At 66.7% G+C, this 15,616-nt stretch carries 12 protein-coding genes; 7 read left to right on the top strand and 5 right to left on the bottom strand.

Features of this window, described 5'->3' with window-relative positions; genetic code table 11:
• Nucleotides 1–6: 6 nt before the first annotated feature.
• From IB257_RS11700 to tssJ, 5 genes are all read right to left on the bottom strand, one after another.
• The gene (locus IB257_RS11700) at nucleotides 7–633 is read right to left on the bottom strand and encodes a hypothetical protein (protein WP_192492355.1); all 627 of its coding nucleotides are present in this window, start codon (nucleotides 631–633) and stop codon (nucleotides 7–9) included.
• A complete protein-coding gene (gene tssI / locus IB257_RS11705) occupies nucleotides 614–5,818 on the bottom strand; it encodes a type VI secretion system tip protein TssI/VgrG (protein ID WP_192492356.1) in 5,205 nt (1,734 codons plus the stop codon). Before tssI ends, IB257_RS11700 begins: the two co-directional genes overlap by 20 nt.
• Before the next feature lie 25 nt (nucleotides 5,819–5,843).
• Nucleotides 5,844–6,599 carry a type IVB secretion system protein IcmH/DotU gene (icmH, locus tag IB257_RS11710; protein WP_223283522.1) on the bottom strand — a complete coding sequence of 252 codons (756 nt, stop codon included), beginning with the start codon at nucleotides 6,597–6,599 and terminating at the stop codon, nucleotides 5,844–5,846.
• Nucleotides 6,600–6,632: 33 nt separating this feature from the next.
• Nucleotides 6,633–7,979: a type VI secretion system baseplate subunit TssK gene (gene tssK / locus IB257_RS11715; RefSeq protein ID WP_054452043.1), complete on the bottom strand. Its 1,347-nt coding sequence runs from the start codon at nucleotides 7,977–7,979 to the stop codon at nucleotides 6,633–6,635.
• A gap of 65 nt (nucleotides 7,980–8,044) precedes the next feature.
• The gene (gene tssJ / locus IB257_RS11720) at nucleotides 8,045–8,662 is read right to left on the bottom strand and encodes a type VI secretion system lipoprotein TssJ (RefSeq protein WP_225588881.1); all 618 of its coding nucleotides are present in this window, start codon (nucleotides 8,660–8,662) and stop codon (nucleotides 8,045–8,047) included.
• Nucleotides 8,663–8,851: 189 nt separating this feature from the next.
• Here tssJ and IB257_RS11725 point away from each other — a divergent pair, with 189 nt between their 5' ends.
• From IB257_RS11725 to tssG, 7 genes are all read left to right on the top strand, one after another.
• On the top strand, nucleotides 8,852–9,517 hold the full coding sequence (locus IB257_RS11725; RefSeq protein WP_192492357.1) for a hypothetical protein: 666 nt from the start codon (nucleotides 8,852–8,854) through the stop codon (nucleotides 9,515–9,517).
• Nucleotides 9,518–9,562: 45 nt separating this feature from the next.
• Nucleotides 9,563–10,087: a type VI secretion system contractile sheath small subunit gene (gene tssB / locus IB257_RS11730; RefSeq protein WP_013396290.1), complete on the top strand. Its 525-nt coding sequence runs from the start codon at nucleotides 9,563–9,565 to the stop codon at nucleotides 10,085–10,087.
• Nucleotides 10,080–11,573, top strand: coding sequence for a type VI secretion system contractile sheath large subunit (tssC, locus tag IB257_RS11735; RefSeq protein WP_059371264.1), 1,494 nt, complete (start codon nucleotides 10,080–10,082; stop codon nucleotides 11,571–11,573). Before tssB ends, tssC begins: the two co-directional genes overlap by 8 nt.
• A 41-nt stretch (nucleotides 11,574–11,614) precedes the next feature.
• Complete coding sequence (locus IB257_RS11740; RefSeq protein ID WP_006395404.1) at nucleotides 11,615–12,118, top strand: type VI secretion system tube protein Hcp; 504 nt, start codon at nucleotides 11,615–11,617, stop codon at nucleotides 12,116–12,118.
• Nucleotides 12,119–12,180: 62 nt separating this feature from the next.
• Complete coding sequence (tssE, locus tag IB257_RS11745) at nucleotides 12,181–12,666, top strand: type VI secretion system baseplate subunit TssE (protein WP_054452040.1); 486 nt, start codon at nucleotides 12,181–12,183, stop codon at nucleotides 12,664–12,666.
• A 54-nt stretch (nucleotides 12,667–12,720) separates the two neighbouring features.
• Nucleotides 12,721–14,559, top strand: a complete 1,839-nt coding sequence (gene tssF / locus IB257_RS11750; protein WP_192492536.1) for a type VI secretion system baseplate subunit TssF — start codon at nucleotides 12,721–12,723, stop codon at nucleotides 14,557–14,559.
• The gene (gene tssG / locus IB257_RS11755; RefSeq protein ID WP_175161300.1) at nucleotides 14,523–15,614 is read left to right on the top strand and encodes a type VI secretion system baseplate subunit TssG; all 1,092 of its coding nucleotides are present in this window, start codon (nucleotides 14,523–14,525) and stop codon (nucleotides 15,612–15,614) included. The genes tssF and tssG overlap by 37 nt, the downstream gene beginning before the upstream one ends.
• Nucleotides 15,615–15,616: the final 2 nt, after the last annotated feature.

Below are 15,616 nucleotides of genomic sequence, written 5' to 3' on the forward strand. Positions count from 1 at the left end.
AAGCGCCTACTTCGCCGCCTGCACTTCGATCTTCACCGTATTCGAGCGCACGCCGTTCGATTCGATATACACCTCGTAGACCGCCGGATCCTTGGGCAGCTGCACCTGCGCAGCAAGGTCGGTGCTGAACTGCGTGCCGACGCTGATGCCCGGGCTGATGGGGATGCCCTTGGGCGGACGCGAGCTGGGGATCTCGTCCACTTCCATGCCGGGGCGTTTGCGCGGCTTGTATTCGTAGGCCACGCCTTCATAGACCGCCTTGGTCTGCGTATTGATGGCGACGAAGCGCGGCAGCTTCTGGTTCTGCGATACGGGAATGATGCCTTGCGCGCAGACCGGGATCACCAGCGCGCCGGACGCCTGCGGACGCACGCGCGCGGGCGCGGCGATGTTGAGCTGGTCGTCGCTGCCATGGTTGGGCGGAATGCAGGCGTGGTCGCGCACCGTGCCGATGGGGGCGGTGGCGAACGAGGGCGGGTCGATCCAGTCGCTGTTCATCGTGGTCTTCTGGGTATGTGGGGTGGGGCGCGCGGCGGTGGCGGCGCCAGGCGCGGCCATGGCCATCGCGGCCGCGAGCAGGAGGGCCAGCGCCGGCGCCACGCGGCGCCGCGCGTCAGAACGAGGGCCAGCCATTGGACATGTCCGTCTTGCGTACGGCCTGGGCGCAGCTGGCGCAGAAGCGGATGCTGACGCAGTCGCCGCCGAACATGACGCAGGAGCCGGTGTGGCTGGGATCGGCCTGGCTGGCGGGCAGGCCGAAGTGGCAGTGGTTGCCGAACTGGGAGTAGAAATACGGACCCTTGTCGAGTTTGGACGAGTCCATGTCGGCTTCATCGGGATGGGCGCGTACCCACTCGGGTCCGCTGGGCGTCATGCCGATCAGGTGGCCGATCTCGTGCACCAGCGTCTGCTGCAGATAATCCAGCGTGTTGGGCTCCCAGGGGCTCATCGCCGCCACGCCAAGGAGGTTGGTGCCAGGGAACGCCACGCCGCCTGCGGAGCTTTCCAGCAACCGGACCTTCAGGATGATCTTGCCCGAGGTCGGCACGGGCACCAGGCCCGCCATGCGGATGTTCAGGGTGTCGCAGGCCTTGGGATTCGCAGGGTCGTAAGGCACCGGGGTCATGCGATCCTTGGGGATGGGGACCTGCCTGATGCCGGCCGCAGGGTCGGTGTACTCGAACAGGCATTCGACGTACCAGTCCACGCCAGGTTCGATGTGATACCACAGGAAGCTGAGGGTGCCGTCGGCGTTGACGAACTGCACCTGCTTGTCGGCCGCGCCGGGACCGGCCGAGGCTTGCACGTAAATGGGCTGGACGGGCAGCATCGAGGCTAGCCGGTCGATGTGGCAGACGACGAGCGTATAGGGCTCGTGATCGGGGCCCTGCGACCCTGGATAGACGGAGGCGGCCAGCCGGCGCAGGCGTTCATAGCCGTCGTCCGTGAACACGTCCATGTTGGCGTCGCCGCGCGTGCTGACCGGCGGCAATTGCACGACGTCCACACCATGCCGCGCGTATTCCGTCGCGGTCGGCTGGAAGCCATGGCGTCGCGCCAGCGTCTCCGGGCCGGGCAGCATGATCTCCTGGATGTACAGCCGCCTTGCGGTCTCGACTTGCTCCGTGGAGATGATCTGGTTCTTGTCGTTCACCACCTCGAACATATAGGTGTTCAGGCCCGCGGCCGGCAGCGTGATGTTGTCGACCACCTTGGTGCCGTCGGCATCGGTCACGTAGCTGTAGGAGCGCTGGTTGGGCTCGCGGTACAGCGGCTGGCGGCTTTGCTCACGCGCGGAGTACACCGCGTTGCCCGGACGCGGGCTGACCTTGACGCTGAAGCGATGCTGGCCGGCCTTGTTGAAGCGCACGCGGATCCTGGGCTTGTTGGTCTGGCGGTCCAGGCTGTCCAGCGCCTGGCCATCGTTCCAGACCTCGTCCTCTTCCTTCAGGTTGACGTACTGGAGCTTGGCGCCGCTCCTGGCCCGGTAGGCGGACGGCGTGGGTGCGCCGGCATCCGGCGTCCCGGCCGCTGCGGAGCCGCCCGCGTCCTGGCCGCCGGGCGCGCCAGCGGGCCTCGCCACAGGGCCGGGCAGGCCGACGCCGGCCATTTCCATGACCCGCTTGGCCATCGCCGGATAAGGCGAGTTCGCCACCGCGGGAATGTTCATGATCGCCTCCGCCACCTTGGGCAGCGTGACGTTGGATATCGTGGGCGATTGCAGGATGGCGCCGACCACGGACGGAATCGCGGAGTCGGTCAGGCCCGGCGTGCTGAGTATGGCGCCCGCCACCGCGGGCAGATTGCCCTGGTTGACGTCGGGCATGGTCAGCAGCGTGTTCACCGCCGAGCTCAGCGCGGCGGGGCGGCCGCCCATGGCGCCCATGGCCTGCGTCATGACCGGGCCGATGGCGGACCCCACGCCGCCGCTGCCGGCGGCGGTCAGGTTGGAGGCGGCGCCCAGGGCGGATGCCGCCGTGGCGTTGCCCATTGCCGTGGCGGCGCTGGAAGCGCCCGACAGCATGCCCGAGGCCGACGGGCCGGCGCCTGCGGCCGGCGAGGCGACGGTGGACGCCTGCGAGGCCAAGGCCGACGCCTGCGTAGCCATGCCGCCGGCCTTGGACACGGCGCCTGCCGCGTCAGTCAGCGCCTGGGGCATGGAAACCGCGCCGGCCAGCGCGTCGCCAGCGCCCTGTGGAATCTTCATGGTGGAGAGGCCGCCGTCCATCAGCGACGGCGTTGCCATGCTGGCCAAGGACTGCGTGGCGCCGTTAGCCAGTGAGGACGTGGCGCCGCCAGTCAGCGACGGAGCCACATTCTGCATGGCCGTTTGCGCCATGCCGCCGGCCTTTGCCATGGCGCCCGACATCAGTTCCGAGCCCGCCTTGCCCGCTGCCTGCATGGTCTTGCCGGCCATCGCGCCGAATTCCTGCACGGGCTTGAGCGCTTCGCCGGCCATGCTCTTGGCCTGGTTCAGCATGCCGGAGGCGCCATCGGCCGCGGCGGACAGGCCCTTGGATACGGCGGTTGCGCCGCTTGCAAGCGCCGCGCCCGCGCTACCCAGCAGCGAGCTTTGCGATCCGCTGGCTGCAGCTGCTGTGGGGCCTCCAGCCGCTGGAGCCGAGGCGACCGCGCCCGTCGCGCCGGCCGCATTCAGCGCCTGGCCGGAGCCGGCTTGCGCCTGCAGCTTGGCCTTGGGACGGTGCACCAGTTCGGCCGTGACCAGCATCGGATCTCCCACTTGCGAGGACGGCAGCGCCGGCAGCGCGGCCGCGTCGCTGGCAGGCCCGATCAGATTGTGGGATGCGCCCTTGACCGAGAACATCCCCGGCCCCTTGAACAGGATGTCGCCGCCATTCATGACGATGCTGGCGCCGGCGGCCTGCAGGGTGATGCTCTGGTTCGCCAGGATCTCGATGCTGTCGGTAGTGGAGGTGACGGTGATGTCCTGGCCGGCCAGCATTTCCAGCATGTCGGTATGCGCGTGGATCGACACAGGAGATTCGGCGGCGACGGCGCGGATGCCGCCGTCCTGCACGAACAGACTGGTGGAGCGGCCGGAGGCCGTGGCAAAGGTCTGGCGCGCTGCCACGTGGCCGTCGGCCTGCGCGGTGACGTGCAGGTTTTCGCTGGCGTGCAGGATGGCCGAGGCGGGCGTGGCGAAGTTCAGGGAGGACGGCGCGTCGATCAGCATGCGGGCGCCGTCGATGCGCTCCACTGCGTCCGTGCCGGTGCGTTCGCCGCCGCTGGCCTTGACCGCCTGCTGGCCGCCTACGCTGCCCGGATAGCGGCCATCGCCCTTGGGATCGATGGCGCGGGTCAGCGTGTCGTATTGGCTGGTGGCCGCGAGCGCGCGCGCCTGGCGCTGCGCGCCGGCGGCATCCAGGCGTTGCGCCGCATTCTGCGCCCCGCGCAGCAGCGCCAGCGCTTCCTGCGCGTCGGCCTGGGTGGAGCGCGCGTCCTCGCGTGCGTTGGCGGACAGCAGCATGCCTTGTCCTGAGCGCACCACGGTCCAGGCATCCGAGCGCAGCTCGAAGCCGGTGCCGCGCCATGCGCCGCGACTGGATTCATCCGCGCCCTGTGCGACCAGATAGCCCAGGCCCAGCTGCGTGGCGCCGATGGAACTCGACAGGCGCGTGCGCATCTGCCGCGGCGTGTCGTCGAACAGCCATTGGCTGTGGCCCTCGCCGTCCAGGCCCTTGCTATGCCAGCCGCTGAGCCTGCCGGGATGATTGGCTTCAGCGTCCTCGCCGGCGGACCAGGGCGGCAGGTCGGCGTCGTTGTACAACTGGGCCGAGGCCACGGGCTGGTCGATGTCGCCGTCCAGGAATTCGACCAGGACCTCGGTGCCTTTGCGCGGCAGATGGTGCGCGCCCCAATTGGGACCGGCCTGCGCGCCCGCAACGCGCAGCCAGGTGCCGGAACTGTCGTCGCCCGGCGCATTGCCGGTGTCGTCGCCATGGCTGCGGTGCGCCAGGCCACCCGGTAGCGGACGCGCGCCGCGCTGCCAGGGGAATTGCACCTTGATGCGCAGGTCGCGGCCCGAGGAAATGGGCGCGTCCTGCGCAGCCACCACTACGGCCGCCAGGCCTTCGGGCGCCGTGGGCTTGGCGCGCCAGCCGGGCATAAGCGGCGCGGCTGCCGGCAGGGCGCCGAAGGTATTGCGGTAAGAGCCATGTTCCAGATCGGAATCGCCCAGCGCCTGGGCGGCCTGGCTGCCCAGGTTGTTGGCGGCTTCGTGTTCGACGTGCAGCAGCGTGTAGCGGTTGCCGCCCATCTCATCGACGGCCTGGCCCGAGCCCCCGGCGTAGCGGCTGTGCTGCGTCAGCGTGAAGTCATGGCCGGGCATCATCTGGCGGGCCGTGCCGCCGCCGTCGAAGCGCACCATGCGGGCTTCATGCGCCTGCAGGCTGCGCGCGGCGGCAAGCTCCGCGCTGTCGCCGTCGGCATGGCGGCCGTGGCCGTCGTAGTCATAGTCTTCAAGGCGCGGCACCGCGCCGGCCTGGACGTCGGACTGCGCATGCGCCGCATGCGCGAGCAGCTTGCGGTCGTCCCAGGCCAGGCGCGTCACGGCATTAGGCCGTACCGCCCGGGACGCGCCAAAGCGCGTGATGCTGTCCTCGGTTTCCGTTGCGTCGCTGCGGTGAAAGCGCAGCGTGGCATCGGGGCAGACGGGCCGCGCCGCGCGCGTGTCGAACACGACCAGCCGGTGCCGCGCGCCGCCCGAGGCTTCGTCCTGCTGTTCGCCCTGCTGGTGGTCGAAACGGAAGCTCAAGCCGGCTTCGGCCATCAGGCGCAGTACGAAGGCCAGGTCGGTCTCGCGGTACTGCGTGCGCAGTGGACGCGGCGCGGGCGGTTCGGCGATGTCGAACGAATAGGCCGCCTGCGGATAGTCGGCGAAGATCTCGCTCAGGATGTCAGTGACCGACTTGTCCTGGTACAGAAAGCTGTCGCGGCGCAAGCCCAGGGCTGCCAGCCAGGGCGCGGCGTGCAGCCGGTAGCGCGCCAGGCCGCCGTCTGCGCCCAGCGCGTCCACGCCTTCCACCACTGCATGCCATTGGCGCCTGTTGCCGTCGGCCAGCAGCAGGCTGACGCTGATCTCGCGGCCCAGCAGGGCTTGCACATCCAGTTCGGCCGAGGACGCCAGGCAGTCCAGCGTCAGGGCAAACAGTTCGGAGACGCTTTCGCGCAGGACCATGCGTTCCACTGCGAGCGCCGCATCCAGGGGCGTGCGCACCTGTAGCATGCGGGCGTTCTGGGAGAGGGCGGCAACATCCAGGCTGCTGAATCCGGCGGGCGCTTGGGAACGGTCGGTCATGGTGCTGAGCGGTGGCCTGAGGCCTTCAGGGTAGCGAGATGGTCAGGTGCGCGGCGCGCGGGCCGATCTTGACGATGTCATGGTACGGAGCCATGGCGGTCTGCATGTCGCGGTTCAGGAAGTGGCTCATGCCCAGATAGGCCAGCAGCCCCAGCAGCGCGAACAACGCGCCGATGCTCCACAGCGGCACGTCGCGCTTGAGCGTGTGGGCGATCTTGTCGGGCAGGGGCCAGTGCGGCGCGAAGCCCGCGCGCTTGCCGCGCAGCAACGTGATTTCATCGCCAAGCCGCGCCGTGAGATAGCCCAGCTTCTCCTGGCCTTCGATCATGTACTTGCCCTGGAAGCCCAGCAGCAGGCACATGTAGAACACTTCCAGCGATTGCAGGCGCGGCGCGCCCTGCGCGCGCAGGTCTTCCAGGCGCGCAAAGAAATTCTCGCCCGCGAGCTGTTCGCCAAACAGGGTCAGCTGCAGCGGCTGCAGCATCCAGGCGTCGCGGATGGAAAAGCCCGAATTCAGCACGGTCTCGTCCACCGCGGCGCAAAATGCGTACTTGGTGGCGTAGACGTCCTCGGCAGGAATGTCCATCTTCTTCGCGCTGCGCTCGAAGTCTGCCAGGAACTGCTGCACGCGCGCCGAGAACGAGGCGGCGTCCACGGGTTCCTGGCCGCTTTTCAGCAGGAACAGCATCAGGAAGCCGTCGTACAGCAGGTCCAGCAGGGACTTCGCGGGGCGCGAGCCATAGAAATCGGCGGCTCGGGGAGGGAGCGAGGCTCCGGGCATCAGGGTAGGCGCGGCGGCGGTCATGGGCAGGCTCTAGCGGGTGACGGCGATGAGGTCCAGTTTCAGTTCAGGTATGCCCGAGGGGGCATAGATGGCGATGCTGCGTGCCTGCAGCATGCGGTCATACAGCGAGCCGCGTGTTTGCAGGGTGAAGTAGCAGGCGCCCGGCTTGACGGGCACGGCGGGCGGAACCTGCGGCGTGTAGACGAGCTGCACGCCGGGCATGGCCGAGAGCACCAGCTTTTCCACGTCGTCGGGCGCGCCCACCTTGAAGCGCAACGGCACGGTCTCGGCCAGTTCGCTGGCCGGCGTGGCGGCGGATACCGACAGGTAGAGCGCGGTGGTCTCGTCGAGCTTGCCGGAATCCAGCCGGCCGACGTGGAACGAGGGGCGCAGTTCTTCCAGCACGATGGAGAAGTAGCGGGTGGAGATGACGGTGTCGAGCAGGTCGCGCAGGATTTCGTCCAGCTGCGCGAAGGCCGCGCCCGGCGCGTCATGCTGGTAGGCCGGCAGGTCCGCCAGGGTGTGCACCTTGGAGAAGGTCATGAGCGCGCCGGCCAGCCGCAGCATTTCCTGGAACAGGCGCTCGGGATGCAGCTGCGGGTTGTGGAACAGGTGCGACAGCGCGGAATAGGCTTCGTTGCAGGTGTGCAGCAGCCAGAACGAGGCCACATCGCCCGAGCGGAACTCGATGATGTTCTTGTTCGGTTCGCGGTGAAAGCCATAGAGCGCGTTGACCTTGGCCTGCAGTGCGTCCAGCAGCCGGCGCAGCTGTTCGAACAGCGCGCTGCACGCCTGCACCGTGACGCTGGGGGCGATGAAGCTGGTGTCCAGCTCGTAGCCGGCGCTGGCCGTGCGGCGCACGCGCGCTACGGGAATGGTCAGCAGCGCGTCGCGTGGCTCGTGTTCCGACAGCAGGCGCACGTTCTTGCGCAGGAAGGCAAGTTCGGCCGTGCTGGCGTTGGTGTACAGATCCGGCGCGGGGCTGTCCTGGTGCGCATAGCGCGCATCGAAGCCCTGTTCCTGGCGCGTGTCCCGATAGTTGCCGCCGATGTCCTTCATCGGGTGCAGCGCCAGGTAGAACACCGCCGTGCTGGCGCCGTCCAGGCCGTCCAGCGCGACCGCGGGCGGCAGGTCGTCGTTATGGGGGGCGCTGTAGATTTCGCCGTCGGGAAATATCGCGGAGAGCTCGGTGGCGCGCAGCATGCCGTTGGCAAGCGCCGCCGCGTCGAAGCGCGCCGCGCGCAGGCCCCATGCATAGGGATGCAGCGCGCGGCTCATTTCCGCGAGGCGGGCCTCGTGGTACGCGTCTTGGCGTTGAAAATGTTGGGGCCGCAGGAACAGCCCCTCTCCCCACAGTATCTTCGCTGAATGGCTCACGTTTGCTGGCTCTTGCTTCTTATATATAGAGGGCGTCGATGACGGCGGCTAGGCGCGGCTTGCGTTCAGTTCGGGCATTGCACCGAGCCGAGGCGGGCCGGGTCGAAGCCGGGCACGCCCGGTGGCAACACTATCTGTCCGGTGACCACGGTCATCGCGCAGGCATGGGCGCCCATGACGATGCCGGTGTCCTCGGCGGTCTTCACTTCGAATACGTATTTCCAACGCTGCGGCGCGGGCGCGTAGAACAAGCCCGCGACAGCGATGTAGGCAGCGGTTTTAGGCACTTTTTCCAGGTGTTCGTAGCGCTGTCCCGGCGTCAGTGTGACTTCGCGTGCAGCGATGATGCTGTCACCCAACGCCGCCTTTTCGGCGTCAGTATCAACCAATTGCGTGAGCGGTGCGCGCTGAAATGCCTCGGCATTCTTCAAATAGTATATTTTCGTAACCACAGCCATTGGCTGTCCGCTACTCGCATTCAAATTTTCTCCGGCATGTATCGCCAATTTCACATCGATTGGCGCATTCGGGTCTTTTTTCAGGCCCGCCATATCCATCATGCCGCCGGTCATTCCGGCCACCGCTCCGATCGCTGAAACCGCTGCGCAACCGCTGATTACGGGGCTTGCCGCGATGATGGCCGCTGCTGCCATGCACCGAGAAAAATAGAGATGTTTTGACATGGCTCTTTATACCGGAAGCCTGCGACAACATACAGATCACGGCACGATGAGCGAAGTTTCTGCGCGAGTTACATGAAGTAATGCACTGTAGTGCTGCGCTAACAAAAGGTTGTTGAAATACGCGGCCTTGGTTACACCCTCCTACATACCAAAAAAATGCACATATCCCGGGTTCTCCTCATCGGCGCAATGATGGCCTTCCTCGCGGGCTGCGCCACGTCCCCCAAGCCGCAGACCGACGCCGAGTACAAGCAGTCGATGACGCACGCCACGCAGACGCTGGCTGCCAAGGGCAACGATCAGGCGGTTGCCGAGTTCCAGGAAATAGCCTTGCTCAATCCCGCACGCGGCGAGCCGTGGTCGTACATCGCCAAGATCCGCTTCGACGAGCAGAAGTACGGCGAGGCCATCGTCGCGGCCGATGAAGCGCTGAACCGCGACCCCGAAGACTTCACCGCCAAGACCGTGCGGGCCGTGGGCGGCCTGCGCGTGGCCATGCAGTCGCTGGCCGATCTGCGCGCCAACGCGCTGTTGGCGGGCAACGCCCGCACTGATGCGGTGGCGCTGGCTGCCGCCATGCGTGAAACCCTGGGCCAGGACGTGCTGTTCCCCGAGGGTTACAAGCCCCCGCGCCCGCGCCAGCCGCGGCGCAACGATGCGCAGGGCGCGGCCGCCGCGCAACAGGCCAAGCCTGCCGCCAACGCGGCGGTGGCGACGCCGCCCGCTACGCCTGCGGCCCCCGCGGCGAATTCCGCTGCGGCTCCCGCCGCAAAGCCGCCTGTGGCCCCGGCTGCTTCCGGCGCCGCGCCGGCCGGCCGCGCGCCGGATCCGTTCGGCAACCTCCTCAAACCCTGATCGGGCCCCACGGCCTCTTCACTATGCACTTCGCTTGGAGCCCCCATGGCTAAGAAAGAAAGCGTTCAGAAAAGACTCCAGAAAGTACGTCCGCCGCGCGTGCAGCTGACCTATGACGTCGAGAAGGGCGACGCGATCGAGCAGAAGGAACTGCCGTTTGTCGTGGGCGTGGTCGGCGACTTCAGCGCGCAGTCCGAAGCCGAGCTGCCGCGCCTGAAAGACCGCAAGTTCGTCAACATCGACGTCGACAACTTCGACGACGTGATGCGCGGCCTGGAGCCGCGCGCCGCGTACCGCGTGAAGAACCGCCTGACCGACGAAGGCGGCACCTTCGGCGTGGACCTGAAGTTCCGCTCGGTCGAGGACTTCCGGCCCGAGGCCGTGGTGCAGCAGATCGAGCCGCTGAAGGAACTCCTGGACATCCGCACCAAGCTGGCCGACCTGCGCAACAAGCTGGCGGGCAACGACAAGCTGGAAGACCTGTTGGGCGAAGTGCTCAGCAGCACTGAAAAACTGCAGCAACTGACCAGCGAAGCCGGCAAGAACGGCAAGGGAGGCAGCAATGAGTAATTCCGCCGCCGCGCAGAACGTATCCGCGCCCGCCGCCGAGGCCGACTCGGGCCTGCTGGACCAGATCGTCGAACAGAGCCGCGTGGCCAAGTCCACGGCCGAGCACGACCGCGCCAAGGATCTCATCGGCGAGCTGGCCCGTGAAGTCATGAAGGGCACCGTCGTGGTCTCGGACAACCTGTCCGCGATGCTCGACGCCCGCGTGGCCGAGCTGGACCGCCTGATCTCGGCCCAGCTGAGCGAAGTAATGCACGGCGCCGAGTTCCAGAAGCTGGAAAGCACCTGGCGCGGCCTGCATTACCTGTGCCAGGAGAGCAACACCGGCCCGATGCTGAAGATCAAGGTGCTCAACGTCACCAAGCGCGATCTGGTGCGCGACTTCCAGACCGCCATCGACTTCGACCAGAGCCTGATGTTCAAGAAGGTCTACGAAGAAGAGTTCGGGACCTTCGGCGGTTCGCCGTTCGGCGCGCTGCTGGGCAACTTCGAGATCACGCGCCAGCCCGAGGACATGTACTTCATCGAACAGATGTCGCACGTGGCGGCCGCTTCGCATGCGCCCTTCATCGCCTCGGCCTCGCCCGAGCTGCTGGGCCTGGACAGCTTTGCCGACCTGGGCCGCCCGCGCGACCTGGCCAAGGTGTTCGACACCGTCGAATACACCAAGTGGCGCAGCTTCCGCGATTCGGAAGACTCGCGTTACGTGGGCCTGACCATGCCGCGCTTCCTGGGCCGCCTGCCCTATGACCCGAAGGAAGGCACTTCGGTAGAGGGCTTCAATTTCGTCGAGGAAGTGGACGGCACCGACCATGCCAAGTACCTGTGGTGCAACGCCGCCTGGGCCTTCGGCGCGCGCCTGACCGCGGCCTTTGCCGACTTCGGCTGGTGCGCGGCGATCCGCGGCGTGGAAGGCGGCGGCCTGGTCGAGAACCTGCCGACCCATACCTTCAAGACCGACGACGGCGAAATCGCCCTGAAGTGCCCGACGGAGATCGCCATCACCGACCGGCGCGAAAAGGAATTGAGCGACCTGGGCCTGATTCCGCTGGTGCATTGCAAGAACTCGGACTACGCCGCGTTCTTCGGCGCGCAGTCGGTGCAGAAGGCCAAGAAGTACAACACCGACAGCGCCAACGCCAACGCGGTGCTGTCGGCCCAGCTGCAATACATCTTTTCGGTATCGCGCGTGGCGCACTACCTGAAGGCCATGATGCGAGACAAGATCGGCAGCTTTGCCTCCGCGCAATCTGTCGAGAGCTTCCTGAACCGCTGGGTCTCGCAGTACGTGCTGCTGGATGACAACGCGAGCCAGGAGCAGAAGGCGCAGTTCCCCTTGCGGGAAGCATCGGTGCAGGTTGCCGAGGTGCCGGGGCGTCCCGGCGTGTTCCGGGCCGTGGCGTTCCTACGGCCTCACTTCCAGCTCGATGAGCTTTCGATTTCGTTGCGCCTGGTCGCGGAACTCCCCGCCCAAGCCCAGAAGTCGTGACCACCGTCGGATTCGACGATTTTTAACCAGAGAGGCTATTAATGAAGGACATCTACGTCAAATTCGGCAACCCCGCACTCAAGGGCGAGTCGCAGGACAAGGACCATCCGGACTGGATCGAAGTCGGATCGTGGCGCCATGAAATCATCCAGCCGCGTTCGGCTACCGCCTCCACCTCCGGCGGCCACACCGCCGAGCGCACCGAGCATGGCGAGATGGTCTTCACCAAGGACCTGGACGTGGTCAGCCCGCTGCTGTATCAGCACGCTTCCGGCGGCACGACGTTCGACGAAGTGACCATCGATTTCCTGCGCGCCGACGGCGAAGGCAACCGCGTCAAGTACCTGGAAATCAAGCTCAAGTACGTGATCATCTCGCGCGTGGCGCCGGAAGTCGTCAGCGAAGGCCTGCCGCACGAATCGTTCTCGCTGAAGTACGCCGCCGTGCAGTGGAAGTACACGCAGCAGAAGGTGGGCGGCAACCAGGGCGGCAACGCCCAGGGCGCATGGAGCCTCACCAAGAACGACAAGACGTACTCGGTCTGAACCTGACCGCATGAACGGCAAAGGCCCCGGCCGGTCCGGCGCCTTTGCTCAATGAGGCCGCGATGAAGGGATTCGAACCCAGCCTGTTCGACAAGTTGTTCGACGGCGACGGGCAGACACCGCATGCGTTGCGACGCCTGTCGGTGGAAGAAATCAAGGAAACGGTCGCGCGCGACATCGAGGCCCTGCTCAATACGCGCATGGTCTTCACAGAAGACTCGCTCAAGCGCTTTCCGAACTGCCAGCGGTCCATCCTGACCTACGGCTTGTCGGATTTTTCCGGCCTGAGCCTGGCCAGTCACTACGACCGCGAGTTCATCTGCCGGTCGCTGGAGCAGGCGATCGCCCGCCATGAGCCGCGCCTGACGCATGTGCGGGTGTTGCTGCAGGTGGACAGCCGCGCGACCTCGGTGCTGTATTTCGCGATTACCGCGATGCTGGACGTGGGGCCTGCGCATGAGCCGGTCACGTTCGACGCGACGCTGCAGCCGTCCACCTTGCAGTACTCGGTGAGCAAGGGCCGGGCCAAGGCCGCGGCGGCCGCCTGATAACAAACCATGCACGCGGGCGCCGGCGGCACGCCGCCGGCGAAGAAGGGAAAGATGGAAGAACTGCTGCCTTACTACGAACGCGAACTGGGCTTTCTGCGCGGTTCGTCGCGCGATTTTGCGCAGCGCTATCCCAAGATCGCCGCGCGGCTCGGGCTATCCGGCGAAACTTGCGAGGATCCGCACGTCGAGCGGATGATCGAATCGTTCGCGCTGCTGGGCGCACGCATCAACAAGAAACTGGAGGACGACTATCCGGAATTCACGGAAGCGTTGTTCGAGGTCATGTACCCGCATTACCTGCGCCCGTTCCCTTCGTGCTCGGTGGTGCAGTTCGACATGGGCGGCATGGCCTCGCAGCTGACCGCGCCGGTGCGCATGGCGCGCGGCACGGAATTGAAGTCGCATCCCGTGCGCGGCGTGGCGTGCCGTTTCCGCACGGCGTATGACGTGACCCTGGCGCCGGTGAGCGTACGCCAGGCGGTGTTCGCGGCCACGGCCAATGCACCGTCTGCAGCCAGCCTGCCGGCGGGCGTGACGGGCCGGTTGTCGCTGACGCTGGCCTGCCTGGCAGAAACCCAGAATTTTTCCACCCTGGCGGTGGACCGCCTGCGCGTATACCTGCATGGCGAGCCCTCATTCGTAGCCGCGCTGCGAGACTGCCTGTTCCTGCGCACCGCCGCGGCCTATCTTGAAACACAGCCGGGCCGCTGGAACCGCATGCAGGATGTGCCGCTGGCGGAGGTGGGGCTGTCCGAGGACGAAGCCCTGATCGACTTCCCGGCCAGCTCGCATCCCGCCTACCGGCTGCTGGCGGAGTACTTCGCGTTCTCCGAGAAATTCAACTTCGTGGACATCGACCTCGCGGCGCTCAGGCGCGCGGCAGGGCCGGTGCGTGAAATCACCCTGCATCTGGCATTGAAGGGCGTGCGCGCGGATTCGAACACGGCGCGCCTGCTGGAGTCGGCCTCCGCGGACAATTTCCGGCTGGGCTGCACGCCCGTGGTCAACCTGTTCGCGCAACGCGCCGATCCCATCCGCGTCACCCATGCGCAGGCGTCCTATCCGGTGGTGGCCGACGCGCGCCGCGCCTATGGCTACGAGATCTATTCGATCGACCGCGTGCGCCAGGTGCGGCAGAACATGCAGGGCGATTCGGTGGTGGAATTCCGACCCTTCTATTCGCTGCATCATGGCGAAACGCCCGAGGGCGCCGGTCACTACTGGACGGCGCGACGCAATGCCATGGTGGCCGAGCGCAGTCCGGGCTACGAAATGGAGTTGTCCATCGTCGACATCGATTTCGATCCCTCGCTGCCGCAGACCGAGACCCTCAGCCTGGAACTGACCTGCACCAACCGTGACCTGCCCGCGCATCTGGCGGTGGGGCAGCCGGGCGGGGACCTGTTCCTGGAGGGCGGCTCGATCGCGCGTGAGATCCGCATGTTGCGCCGGCCGACGCACACGCATCGTTTCCAGCAGGGGCGGGCGGCGCACTGGCGCCTTATTTCGCATCTGGCTCTGAACCACCTGTCGCTGGTCCACAGCGGTCTGCCTGCGTTGAAAGAGACGCTGCGGCTGTATGACCTGTCGCACTCCGCGGTGGCGGCGCGCCAGATAGAAGGGCTGGTCGGCCTGGACTACAAGCCTGCCACGCACTGGATGCCCGGCGAGCCGTTCGCGACCTTCGTGCGCGGCATCGAGATCCGGCTGACGATCAACGAAGACAACTTCGTCGGCACCAGCCTGCATGCCTTCGTGGCGGTGATCAACCGCTTTTTCGGCCTATACGTGCATGCCAACAGCTTCGTGCAGCTGGTTGTGCTGTCGCGCCGCGGCGCGGAAGAAATCCTACGGTGCGCTCCATGCAACGGCGACGCGATCCTAGCGTAATCGAATCGCTGCTGGCCGAGCCGCAGCGCTTCAAGTTTTTCCAGGCCGTGCGCGTGCTGGAGTCGTGGTTCGCGCGGCAGGAAGGCAGCCGCGCGCGCAATGCCGTGCCCGCGCACCTGCGCTTCCTGAACTCGTCTTCGCTGGGCTTTCCCGCCAGCGAGATCGCCGCGCTGACAGCCTATGACAAGCAGGGCCAGGCGCTGGAAGACACCGAAGCGCGGCTGGCGGCGCTGGCAGCGGGCAACCTGGGACGAGTGGAGATCGAACCGGCCTTCTTTGGCCTGTTGGGCGCACAGGGCGCCATGCCGCTGCATTACACCGAGATCCTGAGCACGCGCGAGAGCTCGCGGCGCGACCGCGGCGCCCGCGCCTTCTTCGATATCTTCTCCAACCGGGCGGCGGCGCTGTTCTACGCGGCCTGGAAGAAGTACCGCATGCCGGTGCGGCACGAGACCGAACAGGACCACCATTACCTGCCGCTGCTGCTGGCGCTGGGCGGCATCGGCCATCCGGCGCTGCGCGACCGCCTGCAGTCGGGGCAGGGTCGGGTGTTCGACGAATCGCTGGCGCACTACGCCGCGGCCGCGCGCCAACGGCCGGTATCGGCGGCCTACCTGCAACGGGTGCTGGCGGACTACTTCCAGGTGCCGCTGCGGGTGGAGCAGTTCGTCGGGCGCTGGTATCACGTGCCGCCGCAGAACCGCACGCAGCTGGGCATGCCTGGCGCGGTGCTAGGCGTGTCGGCCATGGCCGGCGACCGCATCTGGCAGCGCGACATGCGCATCCGGCTGTGGATCGGCCCCTTGTCCAAGGACGCGTTCACCGACTTCCTGCCCGGCGGCGCGCGCGCCCAGGCGCTGGAGAAACTCCTGACCATGTTCGGCGGCATGAGCTTCGAATACGAAGTGCGGCTGGTGATGGCCAAGGAAGACGTGGGCGGCAGCGTGCTGGGCGAAGGCGGCGGCGCGCGTCTGGGCTGGAACTCCTTTCTTTGCACCGAAGCGGTGGCATCGGACCGCGATGACGCCAGCTACGAATTGCACACCATACATTGAGA

The sequence above is a fragment of the Achromobacter sp. ACM03 genome (assembly GCF_014851665.1).
In the GTDB taxonomy this organism is placed as follows: Bacteria; Pseudomonadota; Gammaproteobacteria; order Burkholderiales; family Burkholderiaceae_B; genus Achromobacter; species Achromobacter aegrifaciens.

Bases quoted from the DNA above. Each gene is read 5' to 3' on its own strand.
- IB257_RS11700 (WP_192492355.1), bottom strand. From the start codon at position 633: ATGGCTGGCCCTCGTTCTGACGCGCGGCGCCGCGTGGCGCCGGCGCTG.
- tssI (WP_192492356.1), bottom strand. From the start codon at position 5,818: ATGACCGACCGTTCCCAAGCGCCCGCCGGATTCAGCAGCCTGGATGTT.
- icmH (WP_223283522.1), bottom strand. From the start codon at position 6,599: ATGCCCGGAGCCTCGCTCCCTCCCCGAGCCGCCGATTTCTATGGCTCG.
- tssJ (WP_225588881.1), bottom strand. From the start codon at position 8,662: ATGTCAAAACATCTCTATTTTTCTCGGTGCATGGCAGCAGCGGCCATC.
- IB257_RS11725 (WP_192492357.1), top strand. From the start codon at position 8,852: ATGATGGCCTTCCTCGCGGGCTGCGCCACGTCCCCCAAGCCGCAGACC.
- tssB (WP_013396290.1), top strand. From the start codon at position 9,563: ATGGCTAAGAAAGAAAGCGTTCAGAAAAGACTCCAGAAAGTACGTCCG.
- tssC (WP_059371264.1), top strand. From the start codon at position 10,080: ATGAGTAATTCCGCCGCCGCGCAGAACGTATCCGCGCCCGCCGCCGAG.
- IB257_RS11740 (WP_006395404.1), top strand. From the start codon at position 11,615: ATGAAGGACATCTACGTCAAATTCGGCAACCCCGCACTCAAGGGCGAG.
- tssE (WP_054452040.1), top strand. From the start codon at position 12,181: ATGAAGGGATTCGAACCCAGCCTGTTCGACAAGTTGTTCGACGGCGAC.
- tssF (WP_192492536.1), top strand. From the start codon at position 12,721: ATGGAAGAACTGCTGCCTTACTACGAACGCGAACTGGGCTTTCTGCGC.